Origin of the sequence: Terribacillus halophilus (assembly GCF_900101385.1) — a bacterium.
Classification (GTDB): Bacteria; Bacillota; Bacilli; order Bacillales; family Amphibacillaceae; genus Terribacillus; species Terribacillus halophilus.
In genome coordinates this window covers 26,481-49,730 of sequence record NZ_FMZB01000007.1, presented here as the reverse complement: position 1 = coordinate 49,730, position 23,250 = coordinate 26,481, and the positions used below count along the sequence as shown (strand labels likewise).

The following is a 23,250-nucleotide window of genomic DNA, read 5'->3' as shown; positions in this document are numbered from 1 at the left end:
ATCGCTCCTTATGTAAAAAAGACGCACTAGCATAATTCTAGTGCGTCTTGTTGTGTGTTTAGCCTTTTAATTCATTGATACGCTGCTGTACGCGTGCTCGTTTGTCTTCATAATCTGCTTGCTTGGCGCGCTCTTCCTCAACGATTTTCGCTGGTGCATTGCTGATGAAGCCTTGATTGGAAAGCTTCTTCTCGACACGTTCTACTTCTTTTGTCCATTTATCAAGTTCTTTTTCCAGGCGTTCGATTTCCTTGGAGATATCGATCAACCCTTCAAGCGGCAAGTAAAGCTCAACGCCAGTGAGAACTGCAGACATTGCTTTATCTGGTGCTTGGATGCTTGTGGCAATTGTAAGCTCACTTGGGTTACAGAAGCGTTCGATATAGTGCTGCTGCGCTTTAAGCTCTGCTTCGATTGTGCTGTCTTCTGCCTGGATTAGAAGCTGGATTTGCTTGGACATTGGTGTATCCACTTCTGAACGGATGTTGCGGACAGAACGGATGATGCTTACCAAGCGTTTCATTTCTTCCGCTGCTTTTTCATCATGCAAGTCTTTGTTGACTGTCGGCCATGCCGCAATCGTGATGGACTCGCCTTCATGCGGCAGCTGCTGCCAGATTTCCTCGGTGATGAATGGCATGAATGGATGCAGCATGCGCATCGTCTGATCGAGAACATGAGCAAGCACGGAGCGTGTTATTTGCTTTGCAGCTTCGTCTTCGCCGTATAGCGGTAGCTTCGCCATTTCGATATACCAGTCACACACATCATCCCAGATGAAGTTGTACAGATGACGACCAGCTTCACCGAATTCATATTTCTCAGCATTGTATGTTACAGCTTCGATTGTTTCGTTCAAACGAGTCAAGATCCATTTATCTGCCAGACTCTTCTCTTTGGACAAATCGATGTCTTCATATTTCAAGCCTTCCATGTTCATCAATGCGAAACGAGATGCGTTCCAGATCTTATTGGCAAAGTTCCAAGTGGATTCGACTTTCTCCCACTGGAAGCGCAGATCCTGACCTGGTGATGAGCCAGTGGATAGGAAGTAACGCAAGGAATCGGCACCATACTTCTCGATGACATCCATCGGATCCACACCGTTACCGAGTGATTTACTCATCTTACGTCCTTCCCCATCGCGTACAAGACCGTGAATCAATACATCTTTGAATGGGCGCTCGCCTGTGAATTCTTTGGATTGGAAGATCATCCGGCTCACCCAGAAAGCGATGATGTCATATCCTGTTACGAGTACATCTGTCGGGAAGTAGCGTTTGAAATCGGCTGCTTCCGTGTTCGGCCAATCCATTGTAGAGAACGGCCATAGAGCGGAAGAGAACCATGTATCCAGTACGTCTTGATCTTGTTCCCAGTTCTCGATGTCGGCTGGCGCTTCTTTGCCGACATACACCTCGCCTGTTTCTTTATGATACCAAGCCGGGATACGGTGGCCCCACCATAGCTGACGGGAAACACACCAGTCGCGGATGTTTTCCATCCAGTACGAATAAGTTCTTTCGAATCGTTCCGGAACGAAGTTGATTTTGTCTTCGCCCGCTTGCAATTCCAAAGCTTGTTTCGCTAATGGTTCCATGTTTACGAACCATTGTGTGGATAGATACGGCTCTACTACAGCACCGCTTCGCTCGGAATGTCCGACACTGTGCATATGCTCCTCAATTTTGAACAAGATGCCTTGCTCTTGTAGATCCTTAACGATTTGCTTACGCGCTTCGAAACGATCCAATCCGTTATATTTACCGGCATTTTCGTTCATCGTGCCGTCTTCATGCATGACAAGGATGCGTTCCAGATCATGACGGTTACCTACTTCAAAGTCATTCGGGTCGTGCGCAGGGGTGATTTTCACTGCGCCGGATCCGAACTCCATGTCTACATAATCATCCGCTACGATCGGGATTTCACGATTCACTTCCGGCAGGATGACCGTTTTACCGATTAAATGCTGGTAGCGCTCATCATCCGGGTGTACAGCTACCGCCGTATCCCCTAGGAATGTTTCCGGACGAGTTGTCGCGATTTCGATATGTCCGGTTCCGTCTGCCAATGGGTAGCGCATATGATAGAAATGTCCCTGTACATCCTTATGAATTACTTCGATATCGGAAAGGGCCGTTTTAGCTGCCGGATCCCAGTTGATGATATACTCGCCGCGATACAGCAAGCCTTTTTCATACAAAGTGACGAATACTTCTTTTACTGCCTCGGAGAGTCCTTCATCCAATGTGAAGCGCTCACGGGAATAGTCCAAACCAAGTCCCAACTTAGACCATTGCTTGCGGATGAAGCTTGCATATTCTTCTTTCCACTCCCAGCTCTTCTCTAAGAAGCCTTCGCGGCCAAGGTCGTAGCGGCTGATGCCTTGCTCGCGCAGCTTTGCATCTACTTTCGCCTGTGTTGCGATACCGGCATGGTCCATTCCAGGCAGCCAAAGTACATCATAGCCTTGCATCCGTTTCATACGTGTCAGGATATCCTGTAATGTTGTATCCCAAGCGTGCCCTAAGTGCAGCTTACCTGTTACGTTTGGCGGTGGGATGACGATGGAATATGGCTGTTTGCTTTCATCTCCGGTTGCTTCGAAGTATTTGCCATCCAGCCAGAACTGGTAGCGGCCTGCTTCGATGCTGGCCGGATCGTATTTGGATGGCAGTGAGTTCGTTTCTTGTGATTTGTCTGTTGTCATGCCTGGTTCCTCCTTCAATGCTTTTGGTGACATATAAAAACCCTTCTCATCCAAAAGGACGAAAAGGGTTAGTTTCCGTGGTACCACCTTCATTTGCGAACACAAAATATACGCGTCGCACACTCGAGGGAGATAACGGCTCTTCACCGGCTCCCCCTACTGACTAACAAGTCACATTCGGGGTCGCTGCATACAGGGCGACCTTCTACTGCAGGTATCCAGGAAACTTCCACCAATTGCTTCCCTCTCTAGCATGGACCCTTGCACTATACTCTTCCCTGTCAAAGCATTTATATCATGTATAGACTATTGTATCCACTTGACAGTAAAAAAGTCAATGCAGTCGCATATTTTTTTCAAAAAAGGGTAAACGCCCAGCCTTTCCCTTTCATATACTACCTATAGGAGGGATGACAATGAGTAAAATCAACCGCAACAACATGCCGGGCTTTCTCCGGTATTGGATCAATGTCACCGAAAAGGCGATGATTCCGCTGATCATCTTCCAGTTCATCCGGACACTGCTGTTTCCATCGATATTGGATATTCTATTACTTGGCGGTTTGATTGCGCTTTACTTCAGTTTCCAGGCGAAATCAATCTGATCCACCTTCTCCATCTTCCTGTTCTTCCTGATCCCGAAGTTCCTGGAAATAAGCTTGCGCATGGAGAGCCTGCGCCAGCTGCCTATGTGTCTGGGTCAATTCCTGGACAACAGCCGGAGTATCCGCTTTTAGCGGTGCATCTACATACTGTCTGATCTGCTTCAGATATCGGCCCGGATGCAGCAGATGCAGCATGAACAGGCTCTCTTCATTTTTCTTCATTTGGCGATGTTCCTCATATGAATGCAAATAATAAGGCGGATTTGTCATGTTGCTGTCAGCATATCGCCATTCTTCTTTAAAATAAGCAGCCAGATCCAAGCTAGGATTGCCGAGCTTGGTCTTTTCCCAATTGAGCAGATGCAGCGGGGCGCCCTCTTGCACATGGGAAGGACGTAAATTGCCGTGCAGCACACTGTGCTCCATCTCCGGATCTTCCTTCAAATCTGCCTCATAATGGTCATACCATCTATCCAGCATGGCAGACACGTGCTCCAGATCCTTATAATGCGTGCAGACGAGCAGCGGCACAACACCCATGTACGTCTGGGATTCAAATCGCTCCACCAAACCCAGCAGCTCTTCCCTATCCTGCTGGAGCTTTTCTTTTTGCTTTCGGATGGCCAATGCGTATGCTTCATAGTCAATTGGATAGCGTTTGCTCGAGGACGCATGGATTTTTCCGAGTGTGGTGAAGAGCATCTCATAAGGATGATCCGGTTCATCTGTGCGATGCCGTTCGAGCCATGGCATCAAATAATACACTTCCCCTTCATCCACTACATAGAAATTTTCCTGCAATGTCTGATAGACAGGCGGAACTCCTTCGCGATAAAAATTATGCTTGCCTTGAACGACCATCAGCCAGCGGTCGAGCCGCTCCGGATGGAGGGATGACCTTTTTAAAGCAAAAGCCGCCTGGTGCGTTTGCACTTTAGACAGGCGGCTGGTAATGGCTTGAACCGAGGCTGGCGTGATGCCATAGGCAGCTAGTATTCGATCGACGTTTTCCATCAATCACACCCCGTTCGTTATAATCAGTTCTTCTTTGAACGCCGCTGCGGTATCACGAGCAGCTGGCCTTCCGATACCGTCTCCTCCTCCAAATTATTGGAGCTGGCAATCGAGCTTACCGGCACATCATATCGAGTGGCGATCTTCTCCAGCGTATCCCGTTCCTGAACGATACAGACACGGACCTTCGTAAACGTCTCTTCCCTTGCTCCGAACATATGGACGAGGAAATTGCTGCTGTCCTTCCGTTCTGCTGCCGCTTGTGCTTCCTCTGTCACCGATTCTTCTTCTTCCAGAAGATCCTCTGGCTGGAGCTCTTGATTGACTGGGACTGCCTGCAAGGAAACATCTTCATACACGTCTTCTGTCTCCAGTTCATCGTCAGTTAAATCTGCTTGCGGCACCTCTGACGGTTCCACGGGCTTACTGCCGAAGAATTCACTCAATGTCTTCGTCTCTTTATATTTCCACCGATCGTCTTCTTCTGGTGTCAAAAGCGGCGGAGTCTCGAATGTAACCTGCTCAGAGTCCCGCGGAGCTTCGTCTGTTTGCTTCGCCTGATAAGTAAAAGTGAAATCCGGTGACTCGGCAGGCTCTTCATGCGGCAGCTCCCGGTCCAAATAATGAAGCTCTTCTTCCTGTTCGTGAACTTGACGGAAATCAGCTGCCTGAAACGCATCCTCCAGTTCATCAGGAAGGACAAACAACTCTTCTGGATACTGATCAGCTTCAGGAATTAGCGTGTCGCTTTGTGATGCTGCAGTATCATCGTCTTCTTTGGCAAGAGGTTTCGATGACCTCGCTGATTGTTCTGCTTCTTCTTGTTCTTTTTCATAGACAGCCAGTTCGTCCAGATTAACTGCTGTGACAGCTGCTTCTTCCAGTTCTGCCTCTGCCGTTTCAGCATATTCCTCAACAGTTGGATAATCTGATTCCTCGATAGTCTGATCATCACGTGTTTCTAGTTCGGTTTGAGGCAGGTCTGTATATTCTTTTGTGACTGGATTGCCAGAATCTGTGTTCGCTTGATCATCCAGTGCTAGTTCTTCTGGTTCTTCCTCAGCTTCTGCAGGCTCTGCAAATTCCTCAACAAATGAATACGATTGCTCCTCTGGCTGCTGATCATCGCGCGCTTCATCAGCTTGTTCCTCCTGATTTGCTTCTATCCCTGCAGATTTTGCATATTCCTCTTGAGAGAACTGATAAGCTTCGATTTCTTGATCATCCCCTGCATTTGCAAAGGATTCATTAGCTTTGGCTTCTGCATGTTCCTCTTTGAAGAATTGATAGCTTTGCGGATTGTGTTGATATCCCTCTCTTGCTTCTGCTTCGATTTGGTCTGCAATTTCATCTGTATAAGATTGGGCCGACTCTGCTTGCTGGAAAGATGTATCCGGGTAATAAGGCTGTTTAGGTACATCCTGTTTTGCTTGCCTTCTTTCTTCCTGCACACCATAGATTGCAACTGTTGCATGCAGTTCAAGTACATTGCTTCCAGGAATATCATAATCGAAATTATCAATTGCTACATACACATCTTTTAGCTGCTTGATCCGATATTTTGGAACTGAAATTTCGACAGGGAAGCGATGGTAAAATGTATTCGTTCCGCCCTCCAGCTTCTCGACGTTTTCTATTTCCCTGGTCCCAGGGCTTACAGCGACTGCAGTTCCCTCAATGACATCCTGCACAGGATGATATTCACCGGTAAGTTCGATGATACCCCGGACTGAAATTTCATGCTCAAACTCCTGGATACTGATATCCGGCTCCAAAGCAATTCCGATCAAATCCTGCAGATGGTCGTCGGCACGGAAACTGAGTGATTCTTGTATATCAAACGTGAATGGTGTTGTCTCATTCGTAGACAAGTGGAATCCTCCTTCCAAGATTTAAGCGTTCCTAATCACTAAAACCTATGCGAACGTCAAGTCACATATGTAAGGAAAATCCCTTTGTCCCCATGAAAAAAAGCCCAAGCGTCAGCTTGGACTTTTTGATCAGGATGCTGCGATTTTCTTGAATGCTTGTCTTGCTGCTTCGATGGTCGCTTCAATATCCTCATCTGTGTGGGCAGCTGATAGGAACAGCCCTTCAAATTGAGAAGGAGGCAGGAAGATGCCCGCTTCAATCATTTCCCGGTAATACATGGAAAAGTGATCCAGATTGGATGTTTGCGCCGTCTCGAAGTTAATGACCGGGGTATCTGTGAAGAAGACACCGACCATGGACCCAGCACGGTTCACTTGCAATGGAATATCGAATTCCGCTGCTGCTGCTTTGTAGCCTTCCGCAAGGCGATCTGCATGGGCATTGATGCGTTCATACGCTGCCTTATCCATTGCAGTCAACGTTTCATAACCGGCAGTCATGGCAAGCGGATTTCCTGAAAGCGTGCCTGCCTGATAGATATCACCGGCTGGAGCAACGCGTTCCATGATTTCCTTACGACCTCCATAAGCACCGACAGGAAGCCCTCCGCCGATGATTTTACCAAGGCAAGTCAAATCAGGTTCCACATCGAAGTGTCCTTGTGCAGAATGATAACCGACACGGAAGCCTGTCATCACTTCATCAAAAATGAGCAATGCGCCATGCTGCTTCGTCATGTCGCGGAGTCCTTCCAAGAAACCTGGCTGAGGCGGTACGACACCCATATTGCCGCATACTGGCTCCGCGATGACTGCTGCGATATCGTTTCCGAACTGTTCAAATGCATATTTCACGCTTTCCAAATCATTGTACGGTACCGTGATCGTATTGCGTGCAATCGTTTCTGGCACCCCTGGGCTGTCCGGCAAACCAAGTGTCGCCACACCTGAACCTGCTTTAATCAAAAGCGAATCCCCATGGCCGTGATAGCTGCCGACGAATTTAAGGATTTTATCGCGTCCGGTGAAACCGCGTGCCAGACGAAGCGCACTCATGGTCGCCTCTGTCCCGGAGTTGACCATGCGGACGATGTCCATGGATGGAATACGCTCTTTCACCAAGGCAGCCATCTTATTCTCAATCACAGTCGGCGCACCGAAGCTTGTCCCTTTCTCGGTGATTTTTTTCAACCCTTCCACGACACGATCATCAGCATGCCCCAGAATGAGCGGTCCCCAGCTCAATACATAGTCGATGTACGTATTGCCATCGATATCCGTTATCTTCGAGCCCTTACCGCTATCCATGAAAATCGGATCCATTCCTACAGAACGGAACGCACGGACAGGGGAGTTAACGCCGCCTGGCATATGCTGTTTCGCTTCTTCGAATGCTGCTATCGATTTTTCAAAGCTTTTCATCAGATTTCCTCCTAGTCAGTTGTCTTCTTTCAGCCATCTTGCCACATCTTTTGCAAAGTAAGTCATGATCAAGTCAGCACCAGCACGTTTCATGCCGATCATTTTCTCCATGACGATTGCTTTTTCATCAATCCAGCCGTTCAATGCTGCTGCTTTTACCATGCTGTATTCCCCGCTCACATTGTATGCAACGATCGGAGCATTGAATTGATTGCGCACATCACGGATGATGTCCAAGTAAGCAAGCGCTGGTTTTACGATGAGGAAGTCTGCATCCTCTTCGATATCGGAAGTTGCTTCCCGCAGTGCTTCTCTTCTGTTGGAAGGATCCATCTGATATGTTTTTCGGTCCCCGAATTGCGGAGCACCATCAGCTGCTTCGCGGAATGGCCCGTAAAAGGCAGAAGCGTATTTGACAGAATAAGCCATAATCGGAATGTTCGTAAAACCGGCTTCATCCAGTCCTTTGCGGATTGCTTGTACATAGCCGTCCATCATGTTGGATGGGGCAATGATATCAGCTCCTGCTTTTGCCTGGCTGACTGCAGTATCTACCAAATAGCCCAATGATTCATCATTATCGATTATTCCGTCATGCACGATGCCGCAATGGCCATGGGATGTATATTCACAAAGGCAAGTATCTGCAATCAAAAGAAGCTCAGGAAATTCCTCTTTCGTCTGGCTGATCGCTCGCTGTACGATGCCATGGTCATGGAAAGCACCGGTTCCGACTTCGTCCTTCTCAGCTGGTATACCGAAAAACAGCACCGATTTGATGCCTAGTTCGCTTACTTCCTTCATTTCAGCTGACAAATTATCCAAAGACAGCTGGAATACACCTGGCATGGAGGAAACTTCATTACGTACATTTTCGCCTTCTACAACGAAAACTGGGTAAATCAAGTCATCCACTGTTACTTCTGTTTCTCTTACTAAAGCCCGCATGTTTGCTGATGTGCGCAAACGGCGGTGGCGTTTGAATTCTGCCATTGTCATTCACCTGTCCTTTGTTCATAAAAATGTACTAATATATCAATCATTGCATCTGCCGTGTACTGTGCAGGCAGCAGGATATTGCGGAAGCCATGCCGTTTGGCCGCTTCCTCGGTTGTCGGTCCGATGACAAGACATAGTTTATCAAGCTGTTTTTGTTCCAGTTCGGCATCGTCTATAAAAGCAAGAAAGGCCTCGATGGATGACGGGCTCGTAAACGTCAAAACCTCCGGCTGTTCCTTTTTCAGGACATCATTAAGCAGTTCTTGCTCGCTTATCTCCTCTACCGTATCATAGACAACCATTTTCTCAAATACAAAGCCATTCCGTTTCAAACCATTTGCCAATGCCGGGCGTGATAAATTACCTTGAATCAGCAAAATCCGGCTGGCTGAGTCATGTGCCTGAGCAAATGTTGCAGCCAAGGCATCCGCTGTATAATCATCGGGTACCAAATCCGCTTCCCTGCCGAAAAGTCTTTCTATCTCCTCAGCCGTTTTCTGTCCAACCGCAGCAATATGGCAATGACTCCAGGCCTCCAAGCTTGAATACGCACTCAACAACGCATGGAAATGCTCCACTCCATTCGTACTTGAGAAAAAGAGCCAATCAAATCTTTCTCCCTCCTGACAGAGCTTCGCGTTTCCATCATCAATCCTTGTGTGAAAAGTCAAAAGGGGCACGATGATCGGTTTGGCCCCAGCTTCAGCCAGCTCCTCTGCCAAGTGGACTGCCTTCAGTTTCGGGCGCGTTACAAGCACCTTCACGGCCGGCAGCCGGCTCATTTGGACTCCGACTCCTCGATCGCTTTGTCGACGATATCCTGTGCACCTTGTTCCTGCATTCTTTCTGCAGCAAGTTTACCAACTTCCTGCGGATCGGCGCCACGGATTTCTTCCTTAAATACTTGTTTACCGTCAGCCGAGGCAATCAATGCAGTCAGGACGACATCATCATCTTCCATATGGGCAACACCAGCAATCGGCACTTGGCAGCTACCGTTCATCAAATATAAGAATGTCCGTTCAGCAGCGACTGTCTGCTGGGTGTAGGAATCATTGATTTTTGTCAAAAGCTCGATCAATTCCATATCGGTATCGCGGCACTCGATCGCCAGCGCTCCTTGCCCGATAGCTGGCAAGCAGAGATCTGTTTCAAGGAATTCGGTAACGATATCATCGCTCCAACCCATGCGCTTCAAGCCTGCAGCCGCCAATACGATGGCATCAAAATCTTCATTTTCCAATTTCTTTAGACGCGTGTCGATGTTTCCGCGAATCGGCTTGATTTCGATATCGGGACGGACAGCAAGAATCTGCGCTGCACGGCGGAGGCTGCTCGTCCCGACGACAGCTCCTTCGGGAAGCTCTCTCAAGGAGATGTTGTCCTTGGAAATAAATGCATCCCGGTAATCCTCCCTAACCGGCACAGAGGCAATCGTCAGGCCGGCAGGAAGTTCCGATGGCATATCCTTCATACTATGTACAGCCATATCGATTTCCTCGTCGTACATAGCCTGCTCGATTTCCTTTACGAACAATCCTTTTCCGCCGACTTTTGAAAGTGTGACGTCCAGGATTTTGTCACCCTTTGTCTCTATTTTTTTGATTTCGAACTCATATGGCGCTCCAGCTCGTTTCAACTGGTCGATAACCCACTTTGTCTGTGTGAGCGCCAGATTGCTTTTTCTTGAACCAACGATAATTTTACGCATTGCTCTACCTCCTGAAAAACTAGGGATTTACCCAGTAAAATGAAATGATGAGTACGTGCTAAGTAAGAAGAAATTGATGATCAGGATCAAGAAAGCAGCAATGGCATAGATTGCCAAGCCTTTTCCTCTCACCCCTCTTGCCAGACGCAAGAACAGGTAGACTGCATAGACTGCCAATACCGTCAGCGAACCGATTGTCTTCCAATCGAACCAATAGAATGCCGCAGCTGTCGTATAAGCCCATACAATCCCCAACACGATAGATAACAGCAGCAAAGGCGTCCCGATCGTAATGGAGGTGAATGTATATGTTTCTAGCTTGCCCAAATCACCAAGCCTTGTCCACCATCTATACCCTTTTTTTTGCTTCAGCAGCTGGAATTGCAGCAAATACATGACAGCAAAGACAAAAGATAGCGTGAAAAAACCATAAGCCAGTATTGCCAGTGTGATGTGCGCGATCAATACTTCATCCATGAATGGAATCGTCTGTGTCCATTGCCGTTCGTAAGCCGAGCTTGCAATATATAACAACATCATAAAAAAGCCGACCACATTCAGGAAGAAGGTGAGAAAATCGACTTTGTAGATACGGTTGATGAACAAAGATAGCGATACGATGATCCAGGCATAAAAATATAAGCCTTCATAGACATCCTTTACCGGCAGTCCGGCATGCGCAATCATTTCCTGCAATAAAAAAAGGCTCTGGAAGAACCAAACCAATGTAAGCAAACGGAAGGCGAAAATATTCGCCTTCCGATTCTTTTGTATAAAATCGATAAAATAGCTGAAAATGCTGGCTGCATAAAGTAACAAAATGATTTCATAAAGATAAGCTGGTACCTGCATGATTAGCCCTTCTTTTTATCTGGTTGAGGATGCATTTGGCACAGACTGAAGCTCTTGTGACTCGGAGCGTTCCAGTTTGACAATATTATTTTGTTTGTCCAGTACCGCCTTTTCGATTCCGAAAATCTCTGCGAACTGCTGGATGAGTTCTTCGCTGTTTTCACGGCCTGCAAGCTCTTTTGCCTGCGTGATCGGTTGTTTGAGCAGCTGGTTGATGATGCTTTTCGTATGCTTGTTCAACACCCGTATATCACGTTCACTAAGATCCGGCAGCTTGCGTTCCAAACTTTTCATCGTTTCAGCTTGGATTGCAGCCGCTTTACGACGAAGCTCGGTGATGACTGGCACGACACCCAATGTCTGCAGCCACACTTTGAAGTCGACGATACCGCCTTCGATCATGATTTCGATTTTTTCCACTGCTTCCTGACGGGCAGCCAAATTCGCATCGACAACATCTTGCAAGTCATCGATGTCATATAGGAAGGTGCTGTCCAAATCATCCACATCTGGATTGATATCGCGCGGCACCGCAATATCGACCAAGAATAACGGCTGGCCTTTGCGTTCTCTCAGAACCGGCTGAAGCATTTGTTTGTCCAGCACATATCCTGGGGCCCCTGTGGAACTGATGACGATATCCGCATTTTGCAATGCTGTATCGAGTTCATCCCATCCGGCTGCTTTACCATTGAACAAAGCGGCCAGCTGTTCTGCTTTTTCTTTCGTCCTATTGACAACCGTTACATCCGTGACGCCTGAACCGTGCAGATTCCTTGCTGCCAGTTCCCCCATTTTACCAGCGCCCAGGATGACGATGCGTTTGGAAGAAATATCACCGAATATTTTCTTGGACAATTCCACCGCAGCGTAGCTGACAGACACAGCATTCTCACCGATTCCAGTCTCTGTATGCGCCCGCTTCGCCAACGTCACAGCTTGTTTGAACAATTCATTATAAATCGTTCCGGATGTATGAAGCTCCTGTGCTTTTTGGAACGAGCGTTTCAGCTGCCCAAGGATCTGTGTTTCCCCTACGACCATGGAATCCAATCCGCTTGCTACCCGGAACAAATGCTCCATGGCTCTTTCATCCTCATGAAATGTAAGATAAGATGCAATCTCGTCTTTTTCGATTCCAAACCATTCAGACAAGAATTTTTTTATATAATAGCGGCCGGTGTGCATTTGATCGACCACAGCATAAATCTCCGTACGGTTACAAGTCGAGATGATGACGTTCTCGAGCATGCTTTTCTGGTTGGAGAGTGCTTGCATCGCTAAGCCAAGCTCTTCTTCCTTGAAACTTAGTCTTTCTCTTATTTCAATCGGGGCTGTGCGATAATTGATTCCTGCAACTAACATGTACATTCCCTATTTCCCCCTTGAAAACCTTTCGCTCATACCAGTATAACACTGTGGTATTTATGTCCTAAGCAAATTTGTGAACAGAATCGTAAACAATTGTGTTAGGATAGAGTGTGTGTTTGTGAATAATTTCATAAGTACATATAACAAATTAACACAGATAGTCATGATAATCAACGATTTAATCTTATTTAATAATAATTATTATGTGGAGAGATGTTATGACGAAGAAAAATGCTTTTGTCGGTTTCCTTTTACTAGGAATCGGAGCGTATTTCCTGTTGCGACAGTTACGTGTACCCTTGTTTGTGGATTTTTACTCTTGGCCCACTTTGTTGATCATCATTGGCGCGGCTCTACTATTGCATGCTTATCTTACGAAAGATCATAAAAACTTATTCGCTGGGTATTTAATTTTAGGCTTGGGGCTCCATTTCCATGGACTGAAGCATTACAGCTTCTGGACCGACAGCTGGGGAGCTTACCCATTGCTCACTGGTGCTGCTTTATTCATATCAGCACTAAAAACCAAAAAGGGCTATGTATGGGCAATTTTGCTGCTGGCTCTTGGTATCTTTGCGATTGCTGCACCAAAGCAGCCTGCCTGGTTCGGCTGGCTTGATAGAACAGCCGGCATCATCAGTGATTTTTGGCCTGTATTGCTAATATTGGCAGGCGCTTATCTTCTTTTCCGAAAAAAATAACCGTACAGGCCTAAGCTTGTACGGTTATTTTTCATAGGAATTGTTTTAATACTCCCCATGCTTCCTCTTTTCCTTCTCCCGTTTCCGAGGAAAATGGAAGGATGATATCCTCTTGTTCAAGCTGCAATTTATCTGCAGCCCGCTTGATATGCTGAACGCGTTTCCCTTTTGGAATCTTGTCCAGTTTGGTTGCCACCACGACAACAGGCAGCTCATAATGTTTCAGGAAGTCATACATGGTTACGTCGTCCTTCGTCGGTTCATGACGGATATCGACAAGCAGCACGACTGCCTTCAGATTTTCACGCTCCGTGAAATACTCCTCCAGCATTTTGCCCCACGCATTACGTTCCTTCTTTGAAACCTTGGCATAGCCATAGCCCGGCACATCCACGAAATGGAAGCGGTCATTGATCTTATAAAAGTTCAATGTCTGCGTCTTCCCGGGCTTTTGAGATGTGCGGACCAAGTTCTTGCGATTGATCATCTTATTGATAAAAGATGATTTCCCTACATTCGAGCGCCCCGCCAAAGCAATCTCCGGCATATGTGTTTCCGGATATTGCTTTTTCGATACGGCGCTGATTACGATTTCTGCTTCAGTTACTTTCATGTTTATCTTCCACCAATGCGTATTTTAATACCTCATCAAGATGGCTGACTTTGATAAACGTCATGTCTTGCTTGATTGTATCGGGTATATCCTCCAGATCACGGTCATTATCAGCCGGGAATAAGATTGTCGTGATACCTGCCCGGTGAGCACTCAAACTCTTCTCCTTCAGTCCACCGATCGGCAATACACGGCCGCGAAGGGTGATCTCCCCTGTCATCCCGACATCCTTGCGCACCGGCCTTCTTGTAAGTGCACTCGTCAAAGCTGTGGCAATCGTGATACCGGCGGAAGGACCGTCCTTCGGTGTCGCTCCTTCCGGCACATGGATATGGATATCATATTGTTCATGGAAGGATGGATCGACGCCAAGCTCTTCGGCATTTGAACGGATATAGCTGAAGGCAGCCTGTGCTGATTCCTTCATCACATCCCCGAGTTTTCCGGTAAGCGTAAGTTTCCCTTTACCGGGAGACAAAGAAACTTCAATGGATAATGTATCTCCGCCGGCAGTCGTATAAGCAAGACCTGTCGCTGCGCCAACTTGATTCTCCTCTTCCATTAAACCATAACGGAAGTGCGGGCGTCCAAGCAATTCTTCCACTTTCTTCGCCGATACCGTAACCCGCTTCTTATCTTCAGATACGATGATCCGTGCTACTTTACGGCAAACCGCTGCCAGCTGCCGCTCAAATCCGCGCACACCTGCTTCCCTTGTATAACGGCGGACGATATGCTCAAGGGCTTCATCTTTCATGACGATATTGCCTTTTTTCAAACCGTTTTCCTTGATTTGCTTTGGCAATAGATGTTCCTTGGCAATATGCAGTTTCTCCACTTCGGTATAACCAGCAATGCTGATGATCTCCATCCGATCAAGCAAAGGTCCTGGAATGGATCCCAAATTATTTGCCGTCGCAATGAACATCACATTGGAAAGATCGTAGTTCTCTTCAATGAAATGATCACTGAACGTACTGTTTTGTTCCGGATCAAGCACTTCGAGCATAGCCGAAGATGGATCGCCGCGGAAGTCATTGCTCATCTTATCGATTTCATCAAGCAAAAAGATTGGATTCGTTGTACCGGCACGTCTCATACCTTGCATGATCCGTCCAGGCATCGCTCCCACATAAGTACGGCGATGACCGCGAATTTCCGCTTCATCTCTTACACCGCCCAATGAAATACGGACAAATTTACGATTGATTGCTTTGGAAATGCTTGTCGCCAGGGAAGTTTTCCCGACCCCTGGAGGTCCAGCCAGACAAAGGATCGGACCTTTCAACGAATTGGTCAGTTTCTGAACGGCCAAGTATTCCAAAATTCTTTCTTTTACCTTTTCCAGACCATAATGATCCTCATCCAAAGTAGCTTCGGCATGGGGAATATCCAGATTATCTTCTGTTTGATTCTTCCAAGGCAGGGCAATCAGCCACTCCAAGTAATTGCGTATGACAGAGCTTTCTGCAGAACTCTGCGGAACACGCTCATACCGTTTCAGCTCTTTTTCGGCGACTTCCTTCATGTGATCCGTCATATCAGATGCTTCGATATCCGCTTTGAACTGTTCGATTTCCCCGGACTTGCCATCCCGGTCACCGAGCTCCTTCTGGATTGCTTTCATCTGTTCACGCAAGTAATATTCCTTTTGTGTCTTCTCGACGGATTGTTTGACGCGCTGACCGATTTTCTTTTCCAGATCAAGGACTTCCCGCTCATTTGTAATGATCATGATGATATGACGCAAGCGTTCCTTGACATCCTGCATCTCCAGGATTTCCTGCTTGTCATCGAGCCGTAAGGACAAATGAGAGGTAATCAAATCTGCCATGCGCCCCGGTTCCTTGATATCAGTCAAGGTTGCCAACGTCTCTTGGCCAATTTTCTTTGAAACCTTTATGTATTGCTCAAACTGCTCCAGGAGCGCTCGCATCAGGGCTTCTTCTTCATTTTTCGTTCCATGCTTGTCTGGTCTTTCCTCGATTTCGACCATGAATTGCTTGTCATCCTCCAGGAAGCGGATGATTTCAGCCCGGTATAATCCTTCAACCAATACACGCATCGTACCATTGGGCAGCTTCATCATTTGATTGACTTTTGCTACCGTACCTATATGATGGATCTCGTCTTCTGTCGGTTCATCCAAATCCACTTCTTTCTGCGCAGCCAGAAAGATTGTTTCCCCTTCCATCATCGCTCGTTCCAGTGCATGGACGGATTTTTCCCTGCCCACATCTAAATGCAAGACCATCGTCGGAAAAATTAGCAGCCCCCTCAAGGGCAGGAGAGGCGTTACCAGTGTCTTCTCTTTTTCCATCGTGACACCTCCAAATGTCTGTCTTCATCAGTTCTTTTTAAAGTATATACACAACCACTGTACTGTACCCATACTTTGTGAAAATCAAGAAAAAAATCCCTTGCCACCAACAGTAACAAGGGATTTGCTGTACATGATCATCTGCCTGTCAGATGGAGATTACGCACTCTCTTTCGGAGATTGCTTGTTCTCATCAGTTACGGTACCATCATGCAGTACAAACTTCGGACGGCCATTCTCAAGCAGTACTGTATCTTTTGTTATGATGCATTGCTTGATATCGTCACGTGAAGGCAGTTCATACATGATATCAAGCATGATACCTTCTATGATGGAACGCAAGCCACGTGCACCAGTTTTACGCTCGATTGCCAATTTAGCGATCTCACGCAGTGCATCTTCCTCGATTTCCAATTCTACTTGGTCCATTTGGAAGAGCTTCTGGTATTGTTTCACCAATGCATTTTTAGGTTTTGTCAAAATCTCAACCAAAGCTTCCTCATCAAGCGGCTCCAGGCTGCCAATAACCGGAAGACGGCCGATGAACTCCGGAATCAAACCGAATTTCAATAGATCCTCTGGCAATACTTTGGAAAGGTATTCGCCTTTATCAAGTGTTTGATTGCCCTCACCTGCACCGAAACCGATAACTTTGTTACCAAGGCGGCGCTTGATGATCTGCTCGATTCCGTCAAAGGCACCGCCACAGATGAACAGGACATTCGTCGTATCAATCTGGATGAATTCCTGATGCGGATGCTTGCGGCCGCCTTGTGGCGGAACGCTTGCTACTGTGCCTTCCAAAATCTTAAGCAATGCTTGCTGAACACCTTCACCGGATACATCGCGTGTGATGGATGGGTTTTCGGATTTACGTGCCACTTTATCGATTTCATCGATGTAAATGATTCCTTTTTCCGCTTTCTCCACATCGTAGTCAGCAGCTTGGATCAACTTAAGCAAAATGTTTTCTACGTCTTCCCCGACGTAACCCGCTTCTGTCAAAGAAGTCGCATCCGCAATGGCGAATGGTACGTTCAGGATACGTGCCAATGTCTGTGCGAGTAATGTTTTACCGCTACCAGTCGGTCCGATCATAGCAATATTACTCTTGGATAATTCCACATCATCCGATCCCTTGCTGGAATTGATACGTTTGTAGTGGTTATATACCGCTACCGCAAGGTTTTTCTTCGCTTTATCCTGTCCGATGACATAATCATTCAGGATGTCGCGGATTTCCTGTGGCTTTGGAATTTCCTTGAATTCTACTTCTTCTTCGTTTCCAAGTTCCTCTTCCACGATTTCCGTGCACAAATCGATGCACTCATCACATATATAGACGCCTGGTCCGGCTACTAATTTACGTACTTGATCTTGGCTTTTGCCGCAGAAAGAGCATTTAAGCTGCCCTTTTTCTTCATTAAATTTAAACATCATTTCACCCCTCGAATGTAATATCTATATATGATATCTCGAAAGATCAAACACATTCTGGATGCGCCCAGCCTTCCTTTAGCCAATCATATCAGATAACAGCAGTATTAAAAAGCAAAACACTTTTTCCATCAGTATTAGCCAAAAGACCGCAGGTAAACCCTGCCAAGGAAGATTTCTGCTACCGCCAAATTGGCAAATCCTGCATATGCGAAAAAGAGGTACGTTTTATTATGGAGTTTTTTTAAAAAAAGTCAAATCATATGTATGTAGTATATGTAAACGAAAAAGCCGTTCATGCACGTAATTCCACAGAGAGGATAATAATCCCTCTCTTGAAAATACGTTTATTTTTTAGAAAAACAAGGCACAGTGATTGCTGCCTTGTTTTTCTGTTATGTCTTATGCAGTTTTGCTGTTATCCACCAAAACATCGATTGCTTTTTGGAACTTCAGATCATCTTTGATAGCGTCTGTGTTGCCGCCAAGCATTTGAGTCAATTGCTCTTTGTCTGTTTGGTACATTTCAGCCATTTTATCAAGCTCTGCGTTAACGTCCTCATCCGTCACTTCCACGTTTTCCGCTTTCGCGATCGCTTCAAGTGTCAAGTTCGTTTTCACACGTTTGCCAGCATCTTCTTTCATTTGCTCGCGAAGTGCAGCTTCGTCCTGACCGGAGAACTGAGCGTACATTTCAAGCGTCATACCTTGCATTTGCAGGCGCTGTTCGAATTCACGAACCATGCGGTCAAGCTCTGTATCTACCATTGCCTCTGGAACATCCACTTTCGCGTTGTCTGTAGCAAGGTTGATCAACTGCTCACGTTTGTTGTTTTCAGCTGCGTTCGTTTTTTCTTCTTGCAGACGATTTTTCGTTTTTTCACGAAGCGCATCCAAAGATTCTACTTCTTCGTCTACGTCTTTTGCGAATTCATCATCAAGCTCTGGAAGTTCCTTTGCTTTGATTTCGTGAATTTTCACTTTGAAGACTGCTTCTTTACCAGCAAGTTCAGCAGCATGATATTCTTCAGGGAATGTTACGCTGATGTCGGACTCACTGCCGGATTCTTTGCCGATCAGCTGTTCTTCGAATCCAGGGATGAAGCTGCCGGAACCGATTTCCAAAGAATGGTTCTCTGCTTTACCGCCTTCGAATGCTTCCCCATCTGTGAAACCTTCGAAATCGATGACGACTGTGTCGCCTTCAGCTACAGCACCGTCTTCTTTGACAACCAATTCAGCTTGTCTGTTGCGAAGTGCTTCGATTTCACTTTCCACATCTTCGTCGGTTACTGTTGTATCTTCTGCTTCTACTTCAAGACCTTTGTAATCACCAAGCTCTACTTCAGGCTTGACAGTTACAGTAGCTTTGAAGATTAGCTCTTTGCCTTGCTCGATCTGCTCAAGATCTACATCCGGCTGTGCAACAGGCTCGATGCCAGTTTCTTCTACTGCGTTCATGTAAGCCCCTGGAAGCACGATATCGATCGCATCCTGGTAAAGGGATTCCACACCAAAGCGCTGTTCGAAGATTTTACGAGGTACTCTTCCTTTACGGAAACCTGGTACCTGAACTTGTTTCACAACTTTTTGGAACGCTTGGTCAAGCGCTGCATCCAATTCCTCAGGAGATAGGGTGATCGTTAGGACACCCTCATTCTTGCCTTCTGTTCTTTCGAATTTTGCTGACATAATATTCCCTCCAACATCTATCGTTTCTTACCTGTTAATCGTTCTCAATTCTAGCATAAAAGAAGTTATTAACTAGTACTGGTTTACAACCATCTCATTATAACATATTCATAGTCGCTTTCAACACTTACAATGCGAACTCTGTCATTCCTCGGCAACAGTCAGATATTTTGCTTCAAATGTGATGATCTCCTCCATCATCGAGGCGATTTTCTGAGCTTCTTCCTCGGTGACGGCCGGCTGTTCGATTTGCAGATAACTGCTTGCCAGCTTCTGCAGGGCAGCTGCCAGTACAGCCGCTTCTTCCACTGTGGACATCAACGGATATCTTACATACATGTAACGGTACAATAGCTTATACACCAGGTCGTAAAGTGATGGATTCTGTTGCTCGAGCAGATGCAAATGTCCCAGAACCTGTTCCATCCCTTCCGATTTTTCCACCATCGTCAGATTCTCCGGAATTACGGTAATTGTTTCCTTCATTTTATGTATGGTTACCGGAAACTGGATTTCCTGTTTGATGAGCCATTCCAGTACGGCTGTCTGCACGACTGGGTCGGCTTCCTCGTCCATCAGGAAAGCCTCCATCTTTTGTACATGCGGACTGATATCCAGTGAATGGCATTTCTGGATGAGCTGCCATTGCTGGGCAGCATCTTGATTCTTTCTAGCTTTGTCGAAATTATGTATCAGCTGATCGGCTGTCGTCTGACTTTTATCTTCCGCCATTTTACGGCTTACTTTTTGCAGCTGGTCGAATGAAGTTTTAAGCGGCGCCGGAATCTTCTCGTTCGCATATACCCCATCCAGCATCTCTACCACTTCCTCGTAGCGCCCAAGCTGAAACAGCAAAGTCAAATGAATATGTAAGTATTGCAAATAATCCTTATCCTTGGCTGCAAGCAGCTGCAAGGACATCTCTTCTGCCTCTTCATGCCTGCCCAGCTCCATCAGGCAGATCAGTCTTCCAGTCAAAATTTCCGGCTGACGATAGCCATAATCCAAAAGCTGTTCAAACTTATCTATCGCGTCCGTGTAATTCTTCTCCTGGAGCTCCTTCATCCCTTCCTGCTCCAGCCGCGTCTTCAGACCCGGGAACAGGACTACATTATTCTCTTTATCCATCGGCAACATCCTTATTAGATTTTCAGTTAGAGACCTGGTAACAGCTATACCCTTAAATTTAACAAAGAAAACGCAGAATGCAAACTTTTAGATGGCAAAAAGCTGTGAATCCGTCTATTCACAGCCTCCATAAAGTCCCGCTACTTTTTTGGCCTATCCTCAGGTCCCCGCCTTCTGAAAGGGATGACATTTTCCATACTAGGAGCTAATTCTTCTTCTTGATCTTCTTCATCCAGAAAATCAAGCAGCCGCTGCTGCATATCGCCCATTTCCGATGTCAGCGTTCTTTCCTCATGATTCAGTGCGTAAATATCACGCTTGATCTGAAGATAGAATTCCTTCAATGGCTTATCCGTATACTGGCTGAGAAGCCTATCGGATAACGTATATTCCTCCTGCAGCTCCAAATCATAGATTCGCACCATGAAATATTTCCCGAAAGGAATAGATCCAATGAATCGATAACGTTTCGTCTCATCTAAATACATAGGCCACCTCCAAGAAAAGTGTAGCATGTCCCGGCAGCGATATTGCATATTCTCCCCATAATATACAGAAAACTTACATTTAGTCGTGGAAACCCGATTTCCATTTATCCCATTTTACACGTACAGTATTGCATCTGTCACCACTATTCCTTTTCCGGGACAGGATTCGACAGCATTTGATTGTAAATGCGCTCGTCTTATTGCCGAACAATAATTCGCCCGCCCTTATGCATAAGGAGGGTATTCCTGATCGGTCGACAGTTCGGGTGGATGTCGACCCCACCACCGCACAATTCCATTCGATTATTATAGAGAACAGGGACTCGTACAGCTCGGATCACCATTGCTTCATGGAAGAACGGCAAAGGAACGAACCGGGAATCCTGACGCTTTCCCTGCTTTTGGTACGATATTAAAAATGAAAGCTCCTTTAGCTGGCAGCTGATCGAGATTCGTCAGCAGTTCCACTTGATATGAATCCTGCTCCAGCACATAATATTCACCAAGCAAAGCACCGTTCTTTTGGAAATCGACTGCTGCATCCGTATCAAACGTCTCATGTCCTACCGCCTTCACATGCCGTTCTTCATAAAGGAACTTTAACGCTTCCAGTTACCAGCCAGGAGAATGACTGTTTCCCTGTTCATCTTTGTTATCCATCTGTTCCTGGTTTGGCCAGCGCTTACTCCAGTCCGTTCGCAATGCCACAAATGTAGTCGGTTCGATTTTGCCGTGTTCCTCCTCAAATGCAAGTATATCTTCCACAGACAGTGCGTAATCATGATCAGCAGCCGCTTCCTTTGATTTATCGATCACGACGAGCGGCAGTACCAATTCTTTTAACTCGAGTTCTTCCAAATATCTTGTATCCCGCACAAAGTGGATCGGCGCATCCAGATGTGTTCCGTATTGCCCGGGGAATGTAAAGCTCTGGGCAAAGAAGCCATCATCATGGGAAAAAAGCGTTTCGAAATTCGCCGGGGTGAAAGCTGAGAAATGCGGCGACTCCGGTCCAAATGTATGTGTCAGATCCACCCATTTCTTCTTTCTCAATACTTCCAATGCTTTACTCAACTCGCTTGACATAAACAATCACCTCAAATAAATAGTTTGGAAGAACGCAAAAAAACCTCTTCTAAATAAGAAGGGGTTCGCTGCTTTTATGTAGTCCGATTCTTATCTAGTCTGGAATTAGCACAGTACACACAGTCTGTTGCTGAAGCTTCATAGGGCCAGTCCCTCCACTTCTCTGGATAAGAGAATATTCTGTTAAATTATATGATATTCTAAGTAATAGGATTGGTCAATAAGATAACGCAATTGTTTCACGTTAAGATACATTAGCAAACGCCGCATAAACGAACGCTAGCACCCAAAATCCAAAGAAATAATAAAGCAGAGCCAAAGTGACATGCGATAATGCTAGAACAACTTTACTGCTGGTTTCATAGGCAAAAAAAGCTGTAAAAAATCCTGCTGCAGGGAATATACCAATTATCATCATCAAGGTCATACCTATTTTTGCAATCATACCTCCAGCTAAAGGGGTACTCGATAGTAAGAATGGAAAACAATCAATGCGATAAAACTTAATATGAACATAACTAATAGAGTCAACGACATGCGCTCAAGTTTGAAATATTGCATAGAAAAACCCTTTCATCTTAATCATCCAGTATACAATAACGGATGAAGTTCTATCACAATTCATTCAGTCATGCTCCTGCATAAAGTAAATTACTCGCGTAAAATAAGCATCCTGCCTTTGGCGGCAAGATGCTGATGCATACCTTTATTTGACACAAGTCTTTACCCCATATAAACGCTGTCGCACGTGCCAGCCTGCGGCTCATAAAAGCAATGATCCTTAAACTGACCGGAAAAAGGCTGGCCATACCATGTCGGAGGGCATGGTGCGTATGGATTAAAATACCAAAGCGCGTACGCAGCAGGGTGTTGTCTCCAAGACTTCAAATTCTTTTCTGCCAATCTTCTTTCCTGTTCACGCGCTCGTTGATAAAAAACATTTCCCTTTTGAACAGCCTCAAAGGAGTAATTACCGCCCTGTACATGAAAGATGACATCATCGATTGATCTCAGATCTGCAAAATCCAAACAGTCCGCTACAGCTCGGTTTACAATGACATTCCCTACAAAGAGCATTCCAAGCTGCCCTTCTCCTTCGGCTTCTGCCCGCATCATTCTTGCCATCAAGTCAACATCTGAACTATTGTATCGGACTCTCGCCATATGATCACCCCACTCACAGTATGAAAAAAGCTCACCTTGTTGTTAGTGTATTATAGAAGGGCT

At 46.0% G+C, this 23,250-nt stretch carries 19 protein-coding genes, 1 pseudogene, 1 riboswitch and 1 other annotated feature; of the genes and pseudogenes, 2 read left to right on the top strand and 18 right to left on the bottom strand.

Annotated elements, in window-relative coordinates; all coding sequences use genetic code 11:
* Positions 1-58: 58 nt before the first annotated feature.
* Positions 59-2,713, bottom strand: a complete 2,655-nt coding sequence (locus tag BLQ53_RS12590) for a valine--tRNA ligase (protein ID WP_093727848.1) — start codon at positions 2,711-2,713, stop codon at positions 59-61.
* Between the two features lie 51 nt (positions 2,714-2,764).
* Positions 2,765-3,007, bottom strand: a binding site (T-box leader).
* 122 nt (positions 3,008-3,129) lie between these two features.
* Here BLQ53_RS12590 and BLQ53_RS12585 point away from each other — a divergent pair.
* A complete protein-coding gene (locus BLQ53_RS12585; protein ID WP_093727669.1) occupies positions 3,130-3,318 on the top strand; it encodes a hypothetical protein in 189 nt (62 codons plus the stop codon).
* Here BLQ53_RS12585 and BLQ53_RS12580 read toward each other — a convergent pair.
* The 8 genes from BLQ53_RS12580 to hemA all read right to left on the bottom strand — a co-directional run bounded on the left by BLQ53_RS12580 (position 3,310) and on the right by hemA (position 12,558).
* Complete coding sequence (locus tag BLQ53_RS12580) at positions 3,310-4,332, bottom strand: protein kinase family protein (protein WP_093727668.1); 1,023 nt, start codon at positions 4,330-4,332, stop codon at positions 3,310-3,312. The genes BLQ53_RS12585 and BLQ53_RS12580 overlap by 9 nt on opposite strands.
* 23 nt (positions 4,333-4,355) lie before the next feature.
* Positions 4,356-6,203: a LysM peptidoglycan-binding domain-containing protein gene (locus BLQ53_RS12575; protein ID WP_093727667.1), complete on the bottom strand. Its 1,848-nt coding sequence runs from the start codon at positions 6,201-6,203 to the stop codon at positions 4,356-4,358.
* 129 nt (positions 6,204-6,332) lie between these two features.
* Positions 6,333-7,625, bottom strand: coding sequence for a glutamate-1-semialdehyde 2,1-aminomutase (hemL, locus tag BLQ53_RS12570; protein ID WP_093727666.1), 1,293 nt, complete (start codon positions 7,623-7,625; stop codon positions 6,333-6,335).
* Positions 7,626-7,640: 15 nt separating this feature from the next.
* A complete protein-coding gene (hemB, locus tag BLQ53_RS12565; RefSeq protein WP_093727665.1) occupies positions 7,641-8,624 on the bottom strand; it encodes a porphobilinogen synthase in 984 nt (327 codons plus the stop codon).
* Positions 8,621-9,406, bottom strand: coding sequence for a uroporphyrinogen-III synthase (locus BLQ53_RS12560; protein ID WP_093727664.1), 786 nt, complete (start codon positions 9,404-9,406; stop codon positions 8,621-8,623). The genes hemB and BLQ53_RS12560 overlap by 4 nt, the downstream gene beginning before the upstream one ends.
* Positions 9,403-10,335, bottom strand: coding sequence for a hydroxymethylbilane synthase (gene hemC / locus BLQ53_RS12555; RefSeq protein ID WP_093727663.1), 933 nt, complete (start codon positions 10,333-10,335; stop codon positions 9,403-9,405). The genes BLQ53_RS12560 and hemC overlap by 4 nt, the downstream gene beginning before the upstream one ends.
* A gap of 27 nt (positions 10,336-10,362) precedes the next feature.
* Positions 10,363-11,187, bottom strand: coding sequence for a cytochrome C assembly family protein (locus tag BLQ53_RS12550; protein WP_093727662.1), 825 nt, complete (start codon positions 11,185-11,187; stop codon positions 10,363-10,365).
* A 15-nt stretch (positions 11,188-11,202) separates the two neighbouring features.
* Positions 11,203-12,558 (bottom strand): glutamyl-tRNA reductase, encoded by a 1,356-nt coding sequence (gene hemA / locus BLQ53_RS12545; protein WP_093727661.1) that lies wholly within the window; start codon positions 12,556-12,558, stop codon positions 11,203-11,205.
* A gap of 218 nt (positions 12,559-12,776) precedes the next feature.
* Between hemA and BLQ53_RS12540 the strand changes: the two genes are divergently transcribed.
* On the top strand, positions 12,777-13,259 hold the full coding sequence (locus tag BLQ53_RS12540) for a LiaI-LiaF-like domain-containing protein (RefSeq protein WP_093727660.1): 483 nt from the start codon (positions 12,777-12,779) through the stop codon (positions 13,257-13,259).
* 31 nt (positions 13,260-13,290) lie between these two features.
* Here BLQ53_RS12540 and yihA read toward each other — a convergent pair whose 3' ends face one another.
* The 9 genes and pseudogenes from yihA to BLQ53_RS12495 form a co-directional block, all read right to left on the bottom strand.
* Positions 13,291-13,872, bottom strand: coding sequence for a ribosome biogenesis GTP-binding protein YihA/YsxC (gene yihA, locus BLQ53_RS12535; protein WP_093727659.1), 582 nt, complete (start codon positions 13,870-13,872; stop codon positions 13,291-13,293).
* Positions 13,859-16,192: an endopeptidase La gene (lon, locus tag BLQ53_RS12530; protein ID WP_093727658.1), complete on the bottom strand. Its 2,334-nt coding sequence runs from the start codon at positions 16,190-16,192 to the stop codon at positions 13,859-13,861. The genes yihA and lon overlap by 14 nt, the downstream gene beginning before the upstream one ends.
* A 159-nt stretch (positions 16,193-16,351) precedes the next feature.
* Complete coding sequence (clpX, locus tag BLQ53_RS12525) at positions 16,352-17,629, bottom strand: ATP-dependent protease ATP-binding subunit ClpX (protein WP_093727657.1); 1,278 nt, start codon at positions 17,627-17,629, stop codon at positions 16,352-16,354.
* A 402-nt stretch (positions 17,630-18,031) separates the two neighbouring features.
* Positions 18,032-19,321: a trigger factor gene (gene tig / locus BLQ53_RS12520; RefSeq protein ID WP_093727656.1), complete on the bottom strand. Its 1,290-nt coding sequence runs from the start codon at positions 19,319-19,321 to the stop codon at positions 18,032-18,034.
* 144 nt (positions 19,322-19,465) lie between these two features.
* Positions 19,466-20,449 carry a tetratricopeptide repeat protein gene (locus BLQ53_RS12515; RefSeq protein ID WP_170829688.1) on the bottom strand — a complete coding sequence of 328 codons (984 nt, stop codon included), beginning with the start codon at positions 20,447-20,449 and terminating at the stop codon, positions 19,466-19,468.
* A 140-nt stretch (positions 20,450-20,589) separates the two neighbouring features.
* Positions 20,590-20,937 (bottom strand): hypothetical protein, encoded by a 348-nt coding sequence (locus BLQ53_RS12510; RefSeq protein WP_093727654.1) that lies wholly within the window; start codon positions 20,935-20,937, stop codon positions 20,590-20,592.
* Between the two features lie 348 nt (positions 20,938-21,285).
* Positions 21,286-22,023 (bottom strand): annotated as a pseudogene (locus BLQ53_RS12505) (cyclase family protein).
* An 87-nt stretch (positions 22,024-22,110) separates the two neighbouring features.
* Positions 22,111-22,197: riboswitch (SAM riboswitch) on the bottom strand.
* A 70-nt stretch (positions 22,198-22,267) separates the two neighbouring features.
* Positions 22,268-22,468, bottom strand: coding sequence for a hypothetical protein (locus BLQ53_RS12500; RefSeq protein WP_093727653.1), 201 nt, complete (start codon positions 22,466-22,468; stop codon positions 22,268-22,270).
* Between the two features lie 278 nt (positions 22,469-22,746).
* Positions 22,747-23,187, bottom strand: coding sequence for a cell wall hydrolase (locus BLQ53_RS12495; RefSeq protein ID WP_093727652.1), 441 nt, complete (start codon positions 23,185-23,187; stop codon positions 22,747-22,749).
* Positions 23,188-23,250 lie beyond the last annotated feature (63 nt).